17 protein-coding genes are annotated in these 15413 nt (G+C 59.5%); 15 read left to right on the top strand and 2 right to left on the bottom strand.

Annotated features, from left to right (window positions below; translation table 11 throughout):
* Positions 1–7 precede the first annotated feature (7 nt).
* Positions 8–1096 carry a 3-phosphoserine/phosphohydroxythreonine transaminase gene (serC, locus tag H8695_RS05560; protein WP_249299910.1) on the bottom strand — a complete coding sequence of 363 codons (1089 nt, stop codon included), beginning with the start codon at positions 1094–1096 and terminating at the stop codon, positions 8–10.
* 239 nt (positions 1097–1335) lie between these two features.
* On the opposite strand from serC, the gene H8695_RS05555 reads away from it, so the two are divergent.
* The 15 genes from H8695_RS05555 (at position 1336) to H8695_RS05485 (ending at position 13972) form a co-directional block, all read left to right on the top strand.
* On the top strand, positions 1336–1686 hold the full coding sequence (locus H8695_RS05555) for a DRTGG domain-containing protein (RefSeq protein WP_249299909.1): 351 nt from the start codon (positions 1336–1338) through the stop codon (positions 1684–1686).
* Complete coding sequence (locus H8695_RS05550) at positions 1683–2120, top strand: ATP-binding protein (RefSeq protein WP_249299908.1); 438 nt, start codon at positions 1683–1685, stop codon at positions 2118–2120. Before H8695_RS05555 ends, H8695_RS05550 begins: the two co-directional genes overlap by 4 nt.
* A gap of 13 nt (positions 2121–2133) precedes the next feature.
* A complete protein-coding gene (locus tag H8695_RS05545; RefSeq protein WP_249299907.1) occupies positions 2134–3102 on the top strand; it encodes a nucleoside hydrolase in 969 nt (322 codons plus the stop codon).
* Between the two features lie 58 nt (positions 3103–3160).
* Positions 3161–4474 carry a [Fe-Fe] hydrogenase large subunit C-terminal domain-containing protein gene (locus tag H8695_RS05540; RefSeq protein WP_249299906.1) on the top strand — a complete coding sequence of 438 codons (1314 nt, stop codon included), beginning with the start codon at positions 3161–3163 and terminating at the stop codon, positions 4472–4474.
* Positions 4471–4797, top strand: a complete 327-nt coding sequence (locus tag H8695_RS05535; protein ID WP_249299905.1) for a DRTGG domain-containing protein — start codon at positions 4471–4473, stop codon at positions 4795–4797. The genes H8695_RS05540 and H8695_RS05535 overlap by 4 nt, the downstream gene beginning before the upstream one ends.
* Positions 4794–5510 (top strand): PHP domain-containing protein, encoded by a 717-nt coding sequence (locus tag H8695_RS05530; RefSeq protein WP_249299904.1) that lies wholly within the window; start codon positions 4794–4796, stop codon positions 5508–5510. The genes H8695_RS05535 and H8695_RS05530 overlap by 4 nt, the downstream gene beginning before the upstream one ends.
* 126 nt (positions 5511–5636) lie before the next feature.
* On the top strand, positions 5637–6140 hold the full coding sequence (nuoE, locus tag H8695_RS05525; RefSeq protein ID WP_249299903.1) for an NADH-quinone oxidoreductase subunit NuoE: 504 nt from the start codon (positions 5637–5639) through the stop codon (positions 6138–6140).
* 6 nt (positions 6141–6146) lie between these two features.
* Positions 6147–6701, top strand: a complete 555-nt coding sequence (locus tag H8695_RS05520; RefSeq protein WP_249299902.1) for an ATP-binding protein — start codon at positions 6147–6149, stop codon at positions 6699–6701.
* On the top strand, positions 6698–7066 hold the full coding sequence (locus H8695_RS05515) for a (2Fe-2S) ferredoxin domain-containing protein (RefSeq protein WP_249299901.1): 369 nt from the start codon (positions 6698–6700) through the stop codon (positions 7064–7066). The genes H8695_RS05520 and H8695_RS05515 overlap by 4 nt, the downstream gene beginning before the upstream one ends.
* Positions 7067–7086: 20 nt before the next feature.
* The gene (gene nuoF, locus H8695_RS05510; protein WP_249299900.1) at positions 7087–8877 is read left to right on the top strand and encodes an NADH-quinone oxidoreductase subunit NuoF; all 1791 of its coding nucleotides are present in this window, start codon (positions 7087–7089) and stop codon (positions 8875–8877) included.
* Between the two features lie 15 nt (positions 8878–8892).
* Complete coding sequence (locus H8695_RS05505) at positions 8893–10638, top strand: NADH-dependent [FeFe] hydrogenase, group A6 (protein ID WP_249299899.1); 1746 nt, start codon at positions 8893–8895, stop codon at positions 10636–10638.
* 273 nt (positions 10639–10911) lie between these two features.
* Positions 10912–11868 carry a hypothetical protein gene (locus tag H8695_RS05500; RefSeq protein WP_249299898.1) on the top strand — a complete coding sequence of 319 codons (957 nt, stop codon included), beginning with the start codon at positions 10912–10914 and terminating at the stop codon, positions 11866–11868.
* Positions 11861–12064, top strand: a complete 204-nt coding sequence (locus tag H8695_RS05495) for a YwbE family protein (RefSeq protein ID WP_249299897.1) — start codon at positions 11861–11863, stop codon at positions 12062–12064. The genes H8695_RS05500 and H8695_RS05495 overlap by 8 nt, the downstream gene beginning before the upstream one ends.
* 2 nt (positions 12065–12066) lie before the next feature.
* Positions 12067–12420: an arsenate reductase family protein gene (locus H8695_RS05490; protein ID WP_249299896.1), complete on the top strand. Its 354-nt coding sequence runs from the start codon at positions 12067–12069 to the stop codon at positions 12418–12420.
* A 28-nt stretch (positions 12421–12448) separates the two neighbouring features.
* A complete protein-coding gene (locus H8695_RS05485; RefSeq protein ID WP_249299895.1) occupies positions 12449–13972 on the top strand; it encodes a flotillin family protein in 1524 nt (507 codons plus the stop codon).
* 66 nt (positions 13973–14038) lie between these two features.
* On the opposite strand, the gene H8695_RS05480 is transcribed toward H8695_RS05485, so the two are convergent.
* On the bottom strand, positions 14039–15256 hold the full coding sequence (locus H8695_RS05480; protein WP_249299894.1) for a pyridoxal phosphate-dependent aminotransferase: 1218 nt from the start codon (positions 15254–15256) through the stop codon (positions 14039–14041).
* Positions 15257–15413 lie beyond the last annotated feature (157 nt).

Here is a 15413-nt window from a genome sequence, read left to right as displayed (position 1 = left end):
CACAGACTCAGGATTTGTGGTATTCTTTCTCGAACTTGTACATAAATTGAATCAGGGCCTCGACGCCCTCCACCGGCATGGCGTTGTAGATCGACGCGCGCATGCCGCCGACCGTCCGGTGGCCGGCGAGATTGACAAGCCCCGCGGCTTTCGCGCCGCTGACAAAGGTGCGGTCGAGCTCTTCGTCCCCGGTCACAAAGGGGATGTTCATGATCGAGCGGTCCTGCTCGGCCACTGTGCCGCGGAAGAGCTTAGACGAGTCGAGATAGTCATAGAGAAGAGCGGCCTTTTTGCGGTTTGTCTGTTCGATGGCCTCGATGCCGCCGATGGACTTGAGCCACTCAAGTACGAGCCGGCAGATGTAGATCGAATAGGTCGGGGGCGTGTTGTAGAGTGAGCGGTTGTCGGCCTGAAGTTTGTAGTCGAGCATGGTCGGGCAGATGTCCATCTTGTGCCCGAGCAGATCGTCGCGCACGATGACGACGGTGAGTCCCGCCGGCCCCATGTTCTTCTGGGCGCCGGCAAAGAGAAGACCAAACCGGCTGACATCCATGCGCTCGGACAGGATGGAGGACGACACGTCGGCGAACAGCGGCACATCGCCCGTCTCGGGCAGCGTGTGCCAGGTGGTGCCGTAGATGGTGTTGTTGTGGCAGATGTAGAAGTAATCGCTGTCGGGTTTCACCATGTCGGGGCCGACTGCCGGGATGTAGGAAAAGGTCTTGTCAGCCGACGAGGCGACGACCTCGCAGTCGCCGTACTTCGCGCTCTCGGCGTGAGCCTTTTTCGCCCACAGGCCGGTCAGCACAAACTGCGCCTTTTTGGAGCCTGTGAGAAAGTTCAGCGGAATGGCGGCAAACTGGGTGGAAGCGCCGCCCTGCAAAAAGAGGACGCGGTAGTTGTCGGGAATCCCCATCAACTCGCGCAGCAGCTGCTCGGCGGCACAGATAATCTCATCGAAACCGGGAGATCGATGACTCATCTCCATCACGGACATGCCCGAATTCCCATAGTCGAGAAATTCCGCCTGTGCTCTCTCAAGAACTTTGAGCGGCAGAACGGAGGGGCCGGAAGAAAAGTTGTAGACTCTGTTCATACGATGACCTCCCAGTGTTATTTGACCCCCGTACACGGACATCCGCTCACGAACGACGGACAATACGGGGATTTGCTTTACAGTTTAGCACACGAAAGCGTCGAATACAAAGGAAAAATGGCTCTGCCGGGGAAGTTCCACCACTTTACATAAGGAACGCTTAAATATATAATGAAAAATAGGTAATTTGACGAAAAACAGTCCGGCAACGCCCCGCACCATAAGAATGGAGGAAACATATGACAGTTCGTGAGATTGCAAAAATTTTAAATGCCGAGGTGCTCTGCTGTGAAGACCGTCTCGACATGGACGTCCACTCGGCCTGCGGCAGCGACATGATGAGCGATGTGCTCGCCTATGTCAAGGATCAGGCGGTGCTGCTGACGGGGCTGATGAACCCGCAGGTGGTACGCACCGCTGAGATGATGGACATGACCTGCATCGTTTTCGTCAGAGGCAAGAAGCCGGACGAGGCGATTGTGGAGCTTGCGCGCGAATACGGCATTATCGTCCTGACGACGGAATACCGGATGTACGGCGCATGCGGCCTGCTCTACTCCAAGGGACTTGGAGAGGTGGGATACTGTTGAGCGAAAGTGTAATCCGATTGCACTATGTCGTCGACGGGGACAACTTCACCTCTGCTGGCGAGGCGACAAGCGACGTCAAGAAAAACCTCAAGATGGCCGGCTTCCCCAGCGATGTGGTGCGCCGACTCTCCATCGCGATGTACGAGGGGGAGATCAACATGGTCATCCACGCCCAGGGAGGCACTGCTGACGTGGAGGTCACCGACAGCCGTGTCACGGTGGTGCTCGCAGATCGTGGCCCGGGGATTCCCGATGTGGATCTCGCCATGCAGGAGGGCTACTCCACCGCGCCGGACAACATCCGCGCGCTCGGTTTCGGCGCCGGTATGGGGCTGCCGAACATGAAGAAATACACCGACGGCATCAAAATCGACACCGTTCTCGGCGAGGGCACGACCGTCACGTTTTGGGTTGATTTGGATCCTGCCGTTTAAGGTGAAACGCGTAATGGGAAAGAGAGGCACAGCGATGGCCGACAATGGGAGAAGAAAGATTATTTTGGACTGTGATCCGGGTCACGATGACGCGGTCGCCCTGATGATGGCGGCGCGCCACCCGAAGTTGGAGCTGCTCGGCGTCACGACAGTGCGCGGCAACCAGACGCTGGAGAAGACCACCCGAAACGCTCTGAATCTCTGTCAGTATCTCGGCGTCGATGTGCCGGTCTGCGAGGGCATGGGTACGCCGCTTGTGCGCCCGCCCGCGGTCGTCGCCGGTGACATCCATGGCGCGACCGGTCTCGACGGCCCCGTCTTTGAACCTTTGACACGGAGCAAAGACAGCCGCCACGCGGTGGATTTCATCATCGAGACGCTGCTCGCCCACGGGGACGATGAGATCACGCTGGTTCCGACGGGGCCGCTGACCAACATCGCCATGGCCATGCGCCGTGAGCCGCGCATTCTGCCGAAGATCCGTGAGATCGTGCTCATGGGCGGCGCTGTGGGTCTTGGGAACATCACCCCTGCGGCGGAGTTCAACATCCACTGCGACGCGGAGGCGGCCTATGTGGTGTTCACCTGCGGGCGGCCGGTTGTGATGATCGGGCTCGATCTGACTCACCAGGCGCAGTGCACGCCAGAGATCATCGAGCGCATGGCGCGCATCGACAACAGGGCCTCGCGGCTGTTCTGCGACCTGATGCGCTTTTTTTCGCAGACGAACCGGGAGCAGTTCGGCCTTGCGGGCGGCCCGCTGCACGACCCGAACTGCATCGCCTATCTGATCGACCCGGGCTGTATGGAGCTCAAGAGCATGTACGCCGAGATTGAAATTCGCAGCGAGAGCTGCTACGGCCGAACCAGCTGCGATTTCTACAACCGCTCGGACCGTGCGCACAACGCGCGCGTCGGCGTCACACTCGACGCCGCGCGCTTCTGGGATATCGTGGAGGAGTGCATTCGACTCTACGGCTGAGGACGGAAAAATGCCCGGCAGACCGGCAGCCGGTCCGCCGGCCGGGATGGGGATGAATATGAACGAGAATTTGATCTACCACTCGGTCACCCTTGACAAGGATAAGTGCAAGGGCTGTACCAACTGTCTCAAACGCTGCCCGACCGAGGCGATTCGCGTGCGCGCGGGCAAGGCGCGCATTCTGCGTGAGCTGTGCATCGACTGCGGCGAGTGCATCCGGGTCTGTCCGCACCACGCGAAGAAAGCGGTCTACGACGACTTCGACGAGATGATGGGCCGCTTTCGCTACCGTGTGGCGCTGCCGGCACCCTCGCTCTACGGACAGTTCAACAATCTGGATGACATCGACTATGTCTTAAACGGACTGATCCGCATTGGCTTTGACAATGTGCTCGAGGTCTCCCATGCGGCCGAGATCGTGTCGGACTACACGCGCAAGCTCATGGCCGATCGCTCTCTCAAGCGGCCGGTGGTCAGCTCCGCCTGTCCGACCATTGTCAAGCTCATCAGCGTGCGCTTTCCGGAGCTGTGCAGCCATGTGCTGCCCATTCTGACGCCGGCGGAGCTCGCCGCGCGCATTGCCCGGCGAAACGCCGTGGAGGAGACGGGCCTTGACCCGGGCGAGATCGGGGTGTTCTTCCTGTCGCCCTGCCCGTCAAAGGTAGCGGCGGCCCATGCGCCGCTTGTACTGCCCGAGAGCGGCATCGACGGGGTGTTCGCCATCAGCGACATCTACATGAGGCTGCTGCCCGAGATGAAGAAGATCACGCGTCCGCAGCCCCTCTCCCACTCGGGAATCATGGGCATCGGCTGGGCGAGCTCAGGCGGCGAGGCCTCGGCGCTGCTCGGTGAGCGATACCTCGCCGCCGACGGCATTGAGAACTGCATCAAGGTCCTCGAGGAGCTCGAGGACGGCAAGCTCGCCGACATCGAGTTCATTGAGCTCAACGCCTGCACCGGCGGCTGCGTCGGCGGCGTATTGGCAATTGAAAACCCCTTTGTGGCAAAGACGCGCATCTCCTTTCTGCGTAAATATCTGCCGGTGGCGCGCAACAAATACGACCCCGAGAAGATGGGGGACAGCGCCATCGACTGGGCCGACGAGCTGCACTACAAGCCCGTGATGAAGCTTAGCGACGACCGCGCGCAGGCGCTGTCCATGCTCGCGCAGATCGACCGGATTGAGAAGCTGCTGCCGGGGCTCGACTGCGGCTCCTGCGGGTCTCCTACCTGCCGCGCGCAGGCGGAGGACATCGTGCGCGGCTACGGCACAATGGACGACTGTGTTTTCAAATTCCGCGAGAGGGTGGCGGGACTGTTTCTGGACGGGCCGCTCCAACAGCCGGAGAAAGAGGAGGAGTCAGAGAGATGACGGTATGGCAAGCGGCGCAGGAGCTTAAGCTCAGGCGCCTGACCGGCGAACAGCCCGACCGTGAGCTCACAGGAGGTTACGCGGGGGACCTGCTCTCCTGGGTTATGGGCCGTGCAAAGGGCGGAGATATGTGGATCACCATCATGACCAATGAGAACATCGTGGCGGTGGCGTCGCTGGCCGATGTGGCCTGCGTGGTGCTCGCCGAGGGAGTCGAGCCCGATGAGAAGACCGTGAAGAAGGCAGACGAACAGGGCGTCGCTCTCTACTCGACGCAGCTTGGCACCTATGAGACGGCGGCGGCTCTGTCGAGGCTGCTATGAGCCGGCTTGCCTACGATCTGCATCTGCACAGCTGCCTGTCGCCCTGCGGCGAACAGGAGATGACCCCGCATGATCTGGTGTTCATGGCGAAGCTGCTGGGGCTCGACGTCATCGCCCTGACCGATCACAACACGTCAAAAAACTGCCCAGCGGCCATGGCCGCTGGGCGTGAGGCCGGTGTGCTGGTGCTGCCGGGCATGGAGCTCAACTGTGCCGAGGAGGTGCACATCGTATGCCTCTTTGCCGAGCTCGAGGCGGCGCAGGAATTTGAGCGCTTCGTGGACACGAGACGCCTGCCCGTTGCAAACCGGCCGGAGATCTTCGGCCGCCAGCTCATCTGCGACGAGCGCGACGAGATCATCGGGGAGATGGAACCGCTGCTGACCGCCGCGACGCAGATCGGAGTCTACGAGATTGCAGCGCTGCTTGAGAGCTACGGCGGCGTCGCCGTAGCGGCCCACATTGACCGGCCGTCTTACAGCGTGCTGGCGGCACTCGGTTTTCTCACGCCGGATATGGGTTTTCGCAATGTGGAGCTGTCGCCCTATGCCGACGAGGCGGCTTTCTTTTCTCTTCACCCCGAGCTGCCGGGAGACTACCGGGTGCTTCACAGCTCCGACGCGCATGCGCTCGGCGATATGCGTGAGGCCGGCCATTTTCTGGAGCTTTCGGAAGTTTCTGCAAGAGCTGTCATAAACCTGCTCAAAAGCTGACAGATCCCGCCGAAAATGCTCGAAAAACAGCTTTTCAATGCTGTTTTTTTATGCTATAATGTTAACGCTTGTCACAAATATAACGAGAGAGTCATTGTGAACCATTTTTAAGGGAGGATATGCTTCATGAGTATGAAAAAATCCGCAGTACAATTCGTTGACTCGCCCGAGCAGAGGGAAGCTCTGGACGCCGTCATCGAAAAGTACAGGGAAACAGAGGGCGCCCTGATGCCTGTGATGCAGCAGGCGCAGGGGATCTACGGATATCTGCCGTACGAAGTGATGAAAGTTATTTCGGAGAAGATGGATGTCTCGCTCTCTGAGATCTACGGCGTTGCGACTTTCTATTCCCAGTTCAATCTCAATCCGAAAGGCAAGTATAAAATCAGCGTCTGCCTCGGCACGGCCTGTTACGTCAAGAATGCCGGCGGCGTGTTTGACCGGCTTGAGCGCGTGCTCGGCGTCAGCAACGGCGAGTGCACCTCCGACGGCGTCTTCTCGCTCGATGCGACGCGCTGCCTCGGCTGCTGCGGTCTCGCCCCGGTCATGATGATCAACGACGATGTCTACGGCCGCCTCACCCCCGAAGAGGTCGACGGCATCATCGAGAAGTACCGCAAGCTGGCGTAAGAGCTCATGAAAGAGCTCTCACTGAACATCCTGGACATTGCCCAGAACTCGGTCAAAGCCGGCGCGACGCTTGTCACCATCACGGTGGATGCGCAGCCGGCGGAAAACTGCCTCACCATCACCGTTGCCGACAATGGCTGCGGCATGAGCGAGGAGTTTGTCCGGCGTGTCACAGATCCCTTTACCACGACCCGCACGACCCGCAAGGTCGGCCTCGGCATCCCGCTGTTCAAGCTGTCTGCCGAGCAGGCGGGAGGCGACTTTTCCATTCGCTCCAAAGTGGGGGAGGGGACCGTGGTCACCGCGCGGTATGAGCTGGACCACATCGACCGCATGCCGCTCGGCGACATTGCGGGCACGATCTCAGCTCTTGTGGGGGCCGACCCCGCGATCGACTTTGTGTATGAGCAGAGAGTCGGCGCCGAGAGCTTTGTGCTCGACACGCGCGAGGTGCGCGGGATTCTGGGAGATGTGCCGCTTGACAGCCCTGAGGTGCTGCTCTGGATTCGGGAGTATTTGAGTGAACAGATAACGAATATGAAAGGTGCTGAACAGATATGAAGACATTGCAAGAACTCGCAGCCATCCGCGAGAGCATGAAAAATAAAATGGATCTTCGCTCCGAGAGCGACGCGGAATTCCGCGTTGTGGTCGGCATGGCCACCTGCGGCATCGCCGCGGGCGCCCGCCCCGTACTCGCGGCCCTTGTGGAAGAGGTCGCAAAGCGCAATCTACATAATGTCATGGTCACCCAGACTGGATGCATCGGCGTCTGCCGGCTCGAGCCCATTGTCGAGGTGTTCCAGAAAGGCCACGAGAAAGTGACCTATGTGAAGATGACTCCGGAGAAAGCGCTGAAGATTCTCCATGAACATGTGGTCAACGGCAAAGTCGTGGAAGAGTACACGATCGGCGCAGCCGAATAAGAGAGGGAGGGTAATAAGGTATGGTTAGATCCCAGGTTCTGGTCTGCGGCGGTACGGGATGCACATCGTCCGGCTCCCGCGACATCATCAAGGAATTTGAAAACGAGATTCAGGCCGTCGGCCTGCAGGACGAGGTCAAGGTCGTCATGACCGGCTGCTTCGGCCTGTGCGCGCTCGGCCCGATTGTCATTGTCTACCCCGAGGGCTCGTTCTACAGCCGTGTCAAGGCGGAGGACGTCAAGGAGATCGTCGATGAGCATCTGCTCAAGGGCAGAATTGTCAAGCGGCTTCTCTACCAGGAGACCGTCGTCGACGACAACACGATCAAGTCGCTCAATGACACCAATTTCTACAGCAAACAGGTTCGCATCGCGCTTCGCAACTGCGGCGTCATCAACCCTGAGAACATCGACGAGTACCTCGCGACCGACGGTTACAAGGCGCTCGAAAAAGTGCTCACTGAGATGACCCCGGAGCAGGTCATCGACATCGTCAAGAAATCCGGCCTGCGCGGCCGCGGCGGCGCGGGCTTCCCCACCGGCATGAAGTGGGAGTTCACCGCCAAGGCGGTCGGCGACAAGAAATATGTCTGCTGCAACGCCGACGAGGGTGATCCCGGCGCGTTCATGGACCGCTCGGTTCTCGAGGGCGACCCGCACGCGCTCATTGAGGCCATGACCATCGCCGCCTACGCGGTCGGCTCGGATCAGGGCTATGTCTATGTGCGCGCGGAGTATCCGATTGCGGTTCACCGCCTTGAGATCGCCCTCGGCCAGGCCCGCGAGTACGGGCTGCTCGGCAAGAACATCCTCGGCACCGGCTTCTCGTTTGACATCGGCATCCGCCTCGGCGCGGGCGCGTTTGTCTGCGGCGAGGAGACGGCGCTGATGACCTCCATCGAGGGCAAGCGCGGCGAGCCGCGTCCGCGTCCGCCGTTCCCGGCGAACAAGGGTCTGTTCGGCAAACCCACGCTGCTCAACAACGTCGAGACCTACGCGAACATCACCCAGATCATTCTCAACGGCCCCGAGTGGTTCGCCTCCATGGGCACCGAGAAGTCCAAGGGCACCAAGGTCTTCGCGCTCGGCGGCAAGATCACCAACACCGGTCTCGTCGAGATCCCGATGGGCACAACCCTTCGCACCATCGTCGAAGAGATCGGCGGCGGCTGCCCGAACGGCAAGAAGTTCAAGGCGGCCCAGACCGGCGGCCCCTCCGGCGGCTGCATTCCCGCCTCACTCATCGACACCAAGATCGACTATGATTCCCTCATGGCGATCGGCTCGATGATGGGCTCCGGCGGACTCATTGTTATGGATGAGGACACCTGTATGGTCGACATCGCGAAATTCTTCCTGGAGTTCACCGTTGACGAGAGCTGCGGCAAGTGCGCTCCCTGCCGGATCGGCACCAAGAGGATTTATGAGCTTCTGTGCAAGATCACCGATGGAAAGGCGACCATGGAGGACCTCGACACCCTCGAGGAGCTCTGCCACCATGTCAAGGAAAACTCGCTCTGCGGCCTTGGCCAGACCGCGCCGAACCCCGTGCTCTCGACGCTGCACTACTTCCGCGACGAGTACGAGGCGCATGTCAAAGAGAAGCGCTGCCCGGCCGGCGTCTGCAAGCATCTGCTCTCCTTCTCCATCGATCCGACCAAGTGCATTGGGTGCACCCTTTGCGCCAAGAACTGCCCGGTCGGCGCCATCACCGGCGAGCTGAAGAAGCCGCACAGCATCGACCAGACCAAGTGCGTCAAGTGCGGCGTCTGCGAGTCGAAGTGCAAGTTCAAAGCCATCAGCAAGAAATAAGGGAGGAGAGAAGAAATGGAAACCGTCAAAATTAAAATCAACGGCCGTGAGTATGATGTCCCCCAAGGCTCCACCATTCTGGAAGCCGCTCACTCGGTCGGCATCGATATTCCGACTCTCTGCTATATGAAGAAGATCAACGCAATCGGCTCCTGCCGCATCTGCGTGGTCGAGGTCAAGGGCGCAAAAAGCCTTGTCACGGCCTGCGTCTACCCGGTCAATGAGGGTATGGAAGTTTACACCAACAGTCTGAAAGTACAGAAGGCCCGCCGGATGACCCTCGAGCTGATTCTGTCGAACCACAAGCGCGAGTGCCTGACCTGCGTGCGCAACCAGAACTGCGAGCTGCAGACTCTCTCCAGAGAGTACGGGCTTGAGGAAGTGCGCTTCTCGGGCGACAACGACCGCTACGAGATTGAGGATTCCACCGGCGTCATCGTGCGCGACAACAACAAGTGTATCCTCTGCCGCCGCTGTGTCGCGGCCTGCAAATTCAATCAGGCCGTCGCGGTCATCGGCCCGAATCAGAGAGGCTTCAACACCCACATCGCCTGCGCGTTTGAGGGCGACCTCGCCGAGGTGCCCTGCGTGTCCTGCGGCCAGTGCATCGCCTCCTGCCCGACCGGCGCGCTGACCGAAAAGGATGACACCGACAAGGTCTGGGCGGCTCTGGCCGACCCGACCAAGCATGTGGTCGTCGGCGTCGCGCCGTCTATCCGCGTGCACATGGGCGAGTTCTACGGCATGCCGATCGGCACCAATGTCGAGGGCAAGATTGCGGCCGCCCTCAAGAGAATGGGCTTTGACGGCGTGTTTGATGTCGACACCGCCGCTGACCTGACCATCATGGAGGAGGGCACGGAGTTCCTCGAGCGCCTGAACAATGGCGGTAAGCTGCCGCTGATCACCTCGTGCTCGCCCGGCTGGATCAAATTTGCCGAGTACTACTATCCGGAGTTCCTTGAGAACATCTCCTCCTGCAAATCGCCTCAGGGCATGTTCGGCGCTGTCATGAAGAGCTACTACGCCGAGAAGATGGGCCTCGACCCGAAAGACATCTATGTCGTCTCCATCATGCCCTGCACAGCCAAGAAGTTTGAGATCAACCGCGACGACCAGGACGCCTACGGTGAGCAGGGCATCGACGTTTCGATCACCAGCCGCGAATTCGCGCGCATGATCGACCGCGCGGGTCTGCGCTTTGCCGATCTGCCCGACGAGGAATTCGACCCCTGCTTCGGCGTGGCGTCGGGCGCCGGTCACATCTTCGGCGCCACCGGCGGCGTCATGGAGGCTGCGCTTCGCACCCTCGCTGAGGTTGTCGACGGCAAGCCCCTTGAGAAGCTCGACTTCCACGATGTCCGCGGCACCGAGGGCATCAAAGAGGCAACCTATGTGCTAGGCGGCAAAGAGGTCAATGTCTGCGTGGCGTCTGGCCTTGCAAACTGCCGCGAGGTGCTCGAGTCGGTCAAGAAGGGCGAGAAGAACTACCACTTCATCGAGTTTATGGCCTGCCCGGGCGGCTGCGTCAACGGCGGCGGCCAGCCGATTCAGCCGTCCCGCGTGACCAACTTCCTCGATCTGCGCGCCGAGCGCGCCAAGGGCCTCTACGGTGAGGACGCCGGCATGAAGCTGCGCAAGAGCCATGAGAACCCGGTCATCAAAGAGCTCTATGACACCTACTTTGAGAAGCCCGGCAGCCACAAGGCCCACGAGCTTCTGCACACGAGTTACGTCGCACGCCAGAAGTACAGCGACTGATTTTCAGCAGAGAGCGCGGAGAGATTTTCTCTCCGCGCTTTTTTGCTACAAAAGTGGTTTGGTTTGTGTTAGAATGAGTAAAACGGGGGTATACCAGGGAGCCCAAAGGGCGGCTTTTGCGCAGATCACCAGCCGGCCATACGCGGAGTTTCGACTGCCCCCGGGGTGCTCGCAGACGGCGGGAAGCGCCCGAGAATTCTCTACCGGGGATTTCAGGTTGCCCCGTCCGTTCTGCAAAAGGTCAAACACAGTGAAAAGGGAGAGGGTGCAGGTATGCCAAACAAGGATCTCAACACATTTGCCGCGCAGAATTCCATGCTGTTCGACGCGAAGAGAAATCTCGTGTACGGGCGTTTGCGCGGCTATGACATGACCGTGACAAGCTCATCGAAAAACGAGGCGCTCGCGACCATGAACGTCGAGTCGGCGAATGCCGACAGCGCGGAAATGCTCTCGCAGTTTCTCTATCTGCTGCCGAAGAGCCACCCCTGTGTGGCGTTTGCCCACTATCAGAACCGCACCGTGACAGTGGGGATGAGAGGCTCGGGCGCGGCCGGTGTCAGCGCGTTTTCCGCGGCGCTCGGCGATGTGACAAATTTTCTGCTCCAGCACGGCTTTGCAAGCTGCTGCCGCTACTGCGGCGCGAAGACCGGGCTTGCCGCCTACAGCATCAACGGCAAGTGCGACACCATGTGTGAGAGTTGCTTTCAGAGTGTCTCGGGCGGCTCGGCCGCTGTCGCGCAGGAACCGAAAAAGAGCAATTTCGGCCTTGGCGTCGTCGGCGCGCTCATCGGAGCGGCCCTGGGCTGCGTCGTGTGGGTGCTGATCTATCAGTTCGGCTATATCGCGGGCATCGCGGGGGCGGCCATGCTCATCTTTGCCGCAAAGGGCTACGAATTGCTCGGCGGCAGGATTGATGTGCGCGGCGTCATCCTCTGTTCGATTCTCTCCATTGTCATGCTCTTTGTCGCAGTCAATGTGACCATGTTCGTCGAGGTCTACAAGGCTCTCAAGGAGTATTACTACGTCACACTCTCAGACATCGACTTTGTGGCGCTGTTCAGGACTGCCTGGGCCGACGGGGAGCTGAGAAGAGCCATGCTCGCAGATCTCGGCGTCGGGTATCTGCTCGCGGCGCTGGTTGGCGTGCCCTATGCCATGCAGCTGTTCAAAAAGGCGAAGTACCAAGCCGAGGCAGTGCGGCTGCCCGCCTATCAGATCCATGAGTGACGGCCGCCGCCGCGAGAGCTTGCGCGCCGGCATGCTTGTGGACATTGTACTCAAAAGAGATCAGCCGACGGGCAAGCTCACCCGCGGCCGAATCGAACGGATTTTGACCAGGAGCGGCACACACCCGCACGGCATAAAAGTGATGCTCGAGGACGGGCAGGTCGGCCGCATACAGAATATCATCGAGGAGGACTGAATATGCTCTTTTTGGAATACCCGCCCTGCAGTACCTGCCGGCGGGCAAGGGAGTGGCTCGTGCAGCACGGCGTCGCCTTTGAGAGCCGCCACATCAAGGAGAACAACCCCACCGCGCAGGAGCTGGATGTCTGGCAGCAGAAGAGCGGCCTGCCGTTGGAGCGGTTCTTCAACACATCCGGCATGATCTATCGGGAGCGCGCTCTCAAGGATAAACTCCCCCGGATGGACCGGGCCGAGAAGCTCGCGCAGCTCGCCACCGACGGCATGCTCGTCAAGCGGCCGCTTCTCATTGGCGACGACTTTGTTCTGGTGGGCTTCAAGCCCGCCGAGTGGGAACAGAAGCTGCTCAAATAGGCAATAAGAGACGAAGAGGGGGATTGTAATGGGAGAAATACTCTATCTGCTGCTGCCGGCAGCGGCTGTGGTTCTTTTGATTGTGATCATAAGCACCGGCTATGTCAAGGCGCCGCCGGACACGGCGTATATCATCTCGGGTTTTCGCAAGCCGCGCATTCTCATTGGTAAAGCGGGCGTGCGCATTCCATTTCTGGAGCGGATGGACAAACTGTCGCTCAAGATGTTCAGCGTGGATGTCAAGACGACCGACTTTGTGCCAAACTCCGAGTACATCAATGTCAAAGTTGATGCGACCGTCAAAATTCGAGTCGGCCAGGCCGAAGATATGATGTCGCTTGCCGCCCGCTTTTTCCTCAACGAGGATGAAAAAATGATCATTGGCCGTGTGCAGGACACGCTCGAGGGCAACATGCGTGAGATCATCGGCCAGATGAAGCTGAGTGAAATGGTCACAGACCGCAAGGCGTTTGGCGAGCGTGTGCAGGAAAATGCCATCCCGGATTTGCAGAAGATGGGTCTCGAGCTCGTTTCATTCAATGTCCAGTCCTTTTCCGACCAGAACGGCGTCATTGACGATTTGGGTATTGACAACATCTCCCAGATCAAAAAGTCCGCCGCCATCGCCAAGGCGCAGGCCGACCGCGACGTGGCCATCGAGCAGGCCAAGGCGAACAAGGAGGCAAACGACGCCAAAGTTGAATCGGAAATGCAGATTGCCCAGAAGCAGACCGAGCTTGCGATTCGCGAGTCGGAGCTGAAAAAGCAGGCCGACATCAAGCAGGCTGAGGCCGACGCCGCCTACCGCATTCAGGAGCAGGAGCAGCAGAAGACCATCGAGACGTCGACGGTCAACGCGCAGATTGCAAAGACCGAGCGCGAGGCCGAGCTGAAAAACAAAGAGGTCGAGGTGGCGAAGCAGACTCTCGACGCCGAGATCCGCGCAAAGGCGGACGCCGAGCGATACCGCCTGGAGCAGCAGGCGCAGGCCGAGTTGTTCAAACGCCAGAAAGAGGCCGAGGCCAGACGCTACGAGCAGGAGCAGGAGGCCGAGGCGACAAAGAAAGCGGCCGAGGCGGAGAAGTTTGCGCGCGAGCAGGAGGCGGCGGGTATTGCCGCCGTCGGCAAAGCGCAGGCACAGGCCATTCAGGCAAAGGCTCTTGCCGAGGCCGAGGGCATCGACAAAAAGGCCGAGGCCATGAAGAAATACGGCGAGGCCGCAATTGTCGAGATGATTATGACCGCGCTGCCCGAGATTGCGAAAAACGTGGCGCAGCCGCTGTCCAAGGTCGATAAGATCACGATGTACGGCGAGGGAAACAGCGCAAAGCTGATCTCGGACATCGTCAACGGCACCACACAGGTGACAGAGGGGATCGCGCAGGGAATGGGGCTTGACATCAAGGCGCTGATCGCGGGACTCATTGGCGGAAAGCTCGCCTCACACGACACCGTCATTGTGGACACGGGAAAATGCGACGCCGCCGAGTGTGAGCATCCCGGAGCAGACGAGAGAGACGAATCGTTTTTTGATCCCACGCCGGTGGGCTGACAGAAATCAATACGAAAAAAGAGCCGCCCGAAAGGGCGGCTCTTTTGCCTGGTATTCAAGCGGAACTCAGCTCTGGTGGTAGGTTGCAAGAAAGTCGCCGAGATCACGAATGGCCTTTGCCATGGTCTCCGGCTCGGGCAGCATGACCACGCGGAAGTGATCGGGATTCGGCCAGTCAAAGCCGCGGCCCGGAATCATGAGAATTTTTTTCGCGTGCAGCAGATCGAGGTTGAAGCGCTCATCGTCGGTGATGTGAAAGCGCTTGACGTCAATTTTCGGGAAGATGTAAAAAGCCGCCTTGTTTTTGACAAAACTGATCCCCTCGATTTTGGAAAGCTCGCGCACCGTGGCCTCGCGCTGCTCATAGAGCCGCCCGCCCGGCACGATCATGGCGCGGGTGCTCTCACGGTCGGCGAGGGCGGCGGGAATGACAAGCTGAGCTAGCGCATTGCCGCACAGCCGCATGGAGGCGAGCTGCGTCATACCCGTGACAACGTCGGCGAGCGCCTTTTTGTCGCCGCTGACCACCATCCATCCGCAGCGAAAACCGCAGACAATGTGGGATTTGGAAAGGCCGTTCATCGTGATGACCGGCACGTCGGGCGCGAGCGCCGCGACAGAGGTGTAGGGCAGATCGTCGAGTACGAGGCGGTTGTAGATCTCATCGGAGAAGATGACAAGGTTGTGCTCCCGGGCGATCTGGACGATTTGCTCGAGCAGCTCGCGCGGGTAGACAGCCCCCGTCGGGTTGTTGGGGTTGATCAGCAGAATGGCGCGGGTCTTCGGCGTAATCTTGCGGCGGATGTCGTCGAGATCGGGCATCCAGTCGGCGCTCTCGTCGCAGACATAGAACACGGGCTTCGCGCCGGCAAGATAGGTCGAATTGGTCCACAGCGAATAGCTCGGCATGGGGGTGAGCAGCTCATCGCCGCGGCTCAAAAGGGACAGGAGAACCATCGTGACAAGCTCCGAGACGCCGTTGCCGACGAAGATGTCGTCGACCGTCACGTTGGGAAATCCCTCGCTCTGGTGGTAGGCGCAGATGGCCTCGCGGGCCTCGGGCATCCCGCGCAGATCGCAGTAGGCGACTGCCCGATCTGCATTCTCAAGCAGGGCGTTTTTGACGCTTGCCGGCATCTGAAAGCCAAAGGTGGCAGGGTTCCCGGTATTCAGCCGCAGAACGGTCTCACCGGCCGCACCCATACGAAGAGCTTCCTCGTAGAGCGGGCCGCGGATGTCGGAGCGGACGTGTTCGAGATTGTCGGGTCGCGGAATCGGGTTCATGGAAATGGCCTCCTGTATCGATATTAGGACGATTTGGCCGCCCTATTTTTTACGGCTAGACCATCTTACCACAAAAAAATCATAAATACAAGAAGTAAAAAAACTAAAATTTTTCGAAAATGATGCCTGTAAATGGACGAGGATATAGAAATGTCTT

It is taken from the genome of Feifania hominis (genome assembly GCF_014384765.1).
In the GTDB taxonomy this organism is placed as follows: domain Bacteria; phylum Bacillota; class Clostridia; order Oscillospirales; family Feifaniaceae; genus Feifania; species Feifania hominis.
Note: the sequence above shows the minus strand (reverse complement) of the source record. Positions and strands in the feature narration are given on the sequence as shown.

Bases quoted from the DNA above. Each gene is read 5' to 3' on its own strand.
- H8695_RS05555 (WP_249299909.1), top strand. From the start codon at position 1,336: ATGACAGTTCGTGAGATTGCAAAAATTTTAAATGCCGAGGTGCTCTGC.
- nuoE (WP_249299903.1), top strand. From the start codon at position 5,637: ATGAGTATGAAAAAATCCGCAGTACAATTCGTTGACTCGCCCGAGCAG.
- H8695_RS05505 (WP_249299899.1), top strand. From the start codon at position 8,893: ATGGAAACCGTCAAAATTAAAATCAACGGCCGTGAGTATGATGTCCCC.
- H8695_RS05540 (WP_249299906.1), top strand. From the start codon at position 3,161: ATGAACGAGAATTTGATCTACCACTCGGTCACCCTTGACAAGGATAAG.
- serC (WP_249299910.1), bottom strand. From the start codon at position 1,096: ATGAACAGAGTCTACAACTTTTCTTCCGGCCCCTCCGTTCTGCCGCTC.
- H8695_RS05500 (WP_249299898.1), top strand. From the start codon at position 10,912: ATGCCAAACAAGGATCTCAACACATTTGCCGCGCAGAATTCCATGCTG.
- nuoF (WP_249299900.1), top strand. From the start codon at position 7,087: ATGGTTAGATCCCAGGTTCTGGTCTGCGGCGGTACGGGATGCACATCG.
- H8695_RS05490 (WP_249299896.1), top strand. From the start codon at position 12,067: ATGCTCTTTTTGGAATACCCGCCCTGCAGTACCTGCCGGCGGGCAAGG.
- H8695_RS05480 (WP_249299894.1), bottom strand. From the start codon at position 15,256: ATGAACCCGATTCCGCGACCCGACAATCTCGAACACGTCCGCTCCGAC.
- H8695_RS05485 (WP_249299895.1), top strand. From the start codon at position 12,449: ATGGGAGAAATACTCTATCTGCTGCTGCCGGCAGCGGCTGTGGTTCTT.
- H8695_RS05515 (WP_249299901.1), top strand. From the start codon at position 6,698: ATGAAGACATTGCAAGAACTCGCAGCCATCCGCGAGAGCATGAAAAAT.
- H8695_RS05520 (WP_249299902.1), top strand. From the start codon at position 6,147: ATGAAAGAGCTCTCACTGAACATCCTGGACATTGCCCAGAACTCGGTC.
- H8695_RS05495 (WP_249299897.1), top strand. From the start codon at position 11,861: ATGAGTGACGGCCGCCGCCGCGAGAGCTTGCGCGCCGGCATGCTTGTG.
- H8695_RS05545 (WP_249299907.1), top strand. From the start codon at position 2,134: ATGGGAAAGAGAGGCACAGCGATGGCCGACAATGGGAGAAGAAAGATT.
- H8695_RS05530 (WP_249299904.1), top strand. From the start codon at position 4,794: ATGAGCCGGCTTGCCTACGATCTGCATCTGCACAGCTGCCTGTCGCCC.
- H8695_RS05535 (WP_249299905.1), top strand. From the start codon at position 4,471: ATGACGGTATGGCAAGCGGCGCAGGAGCTTAAGCTCAGGCGCCTGACC.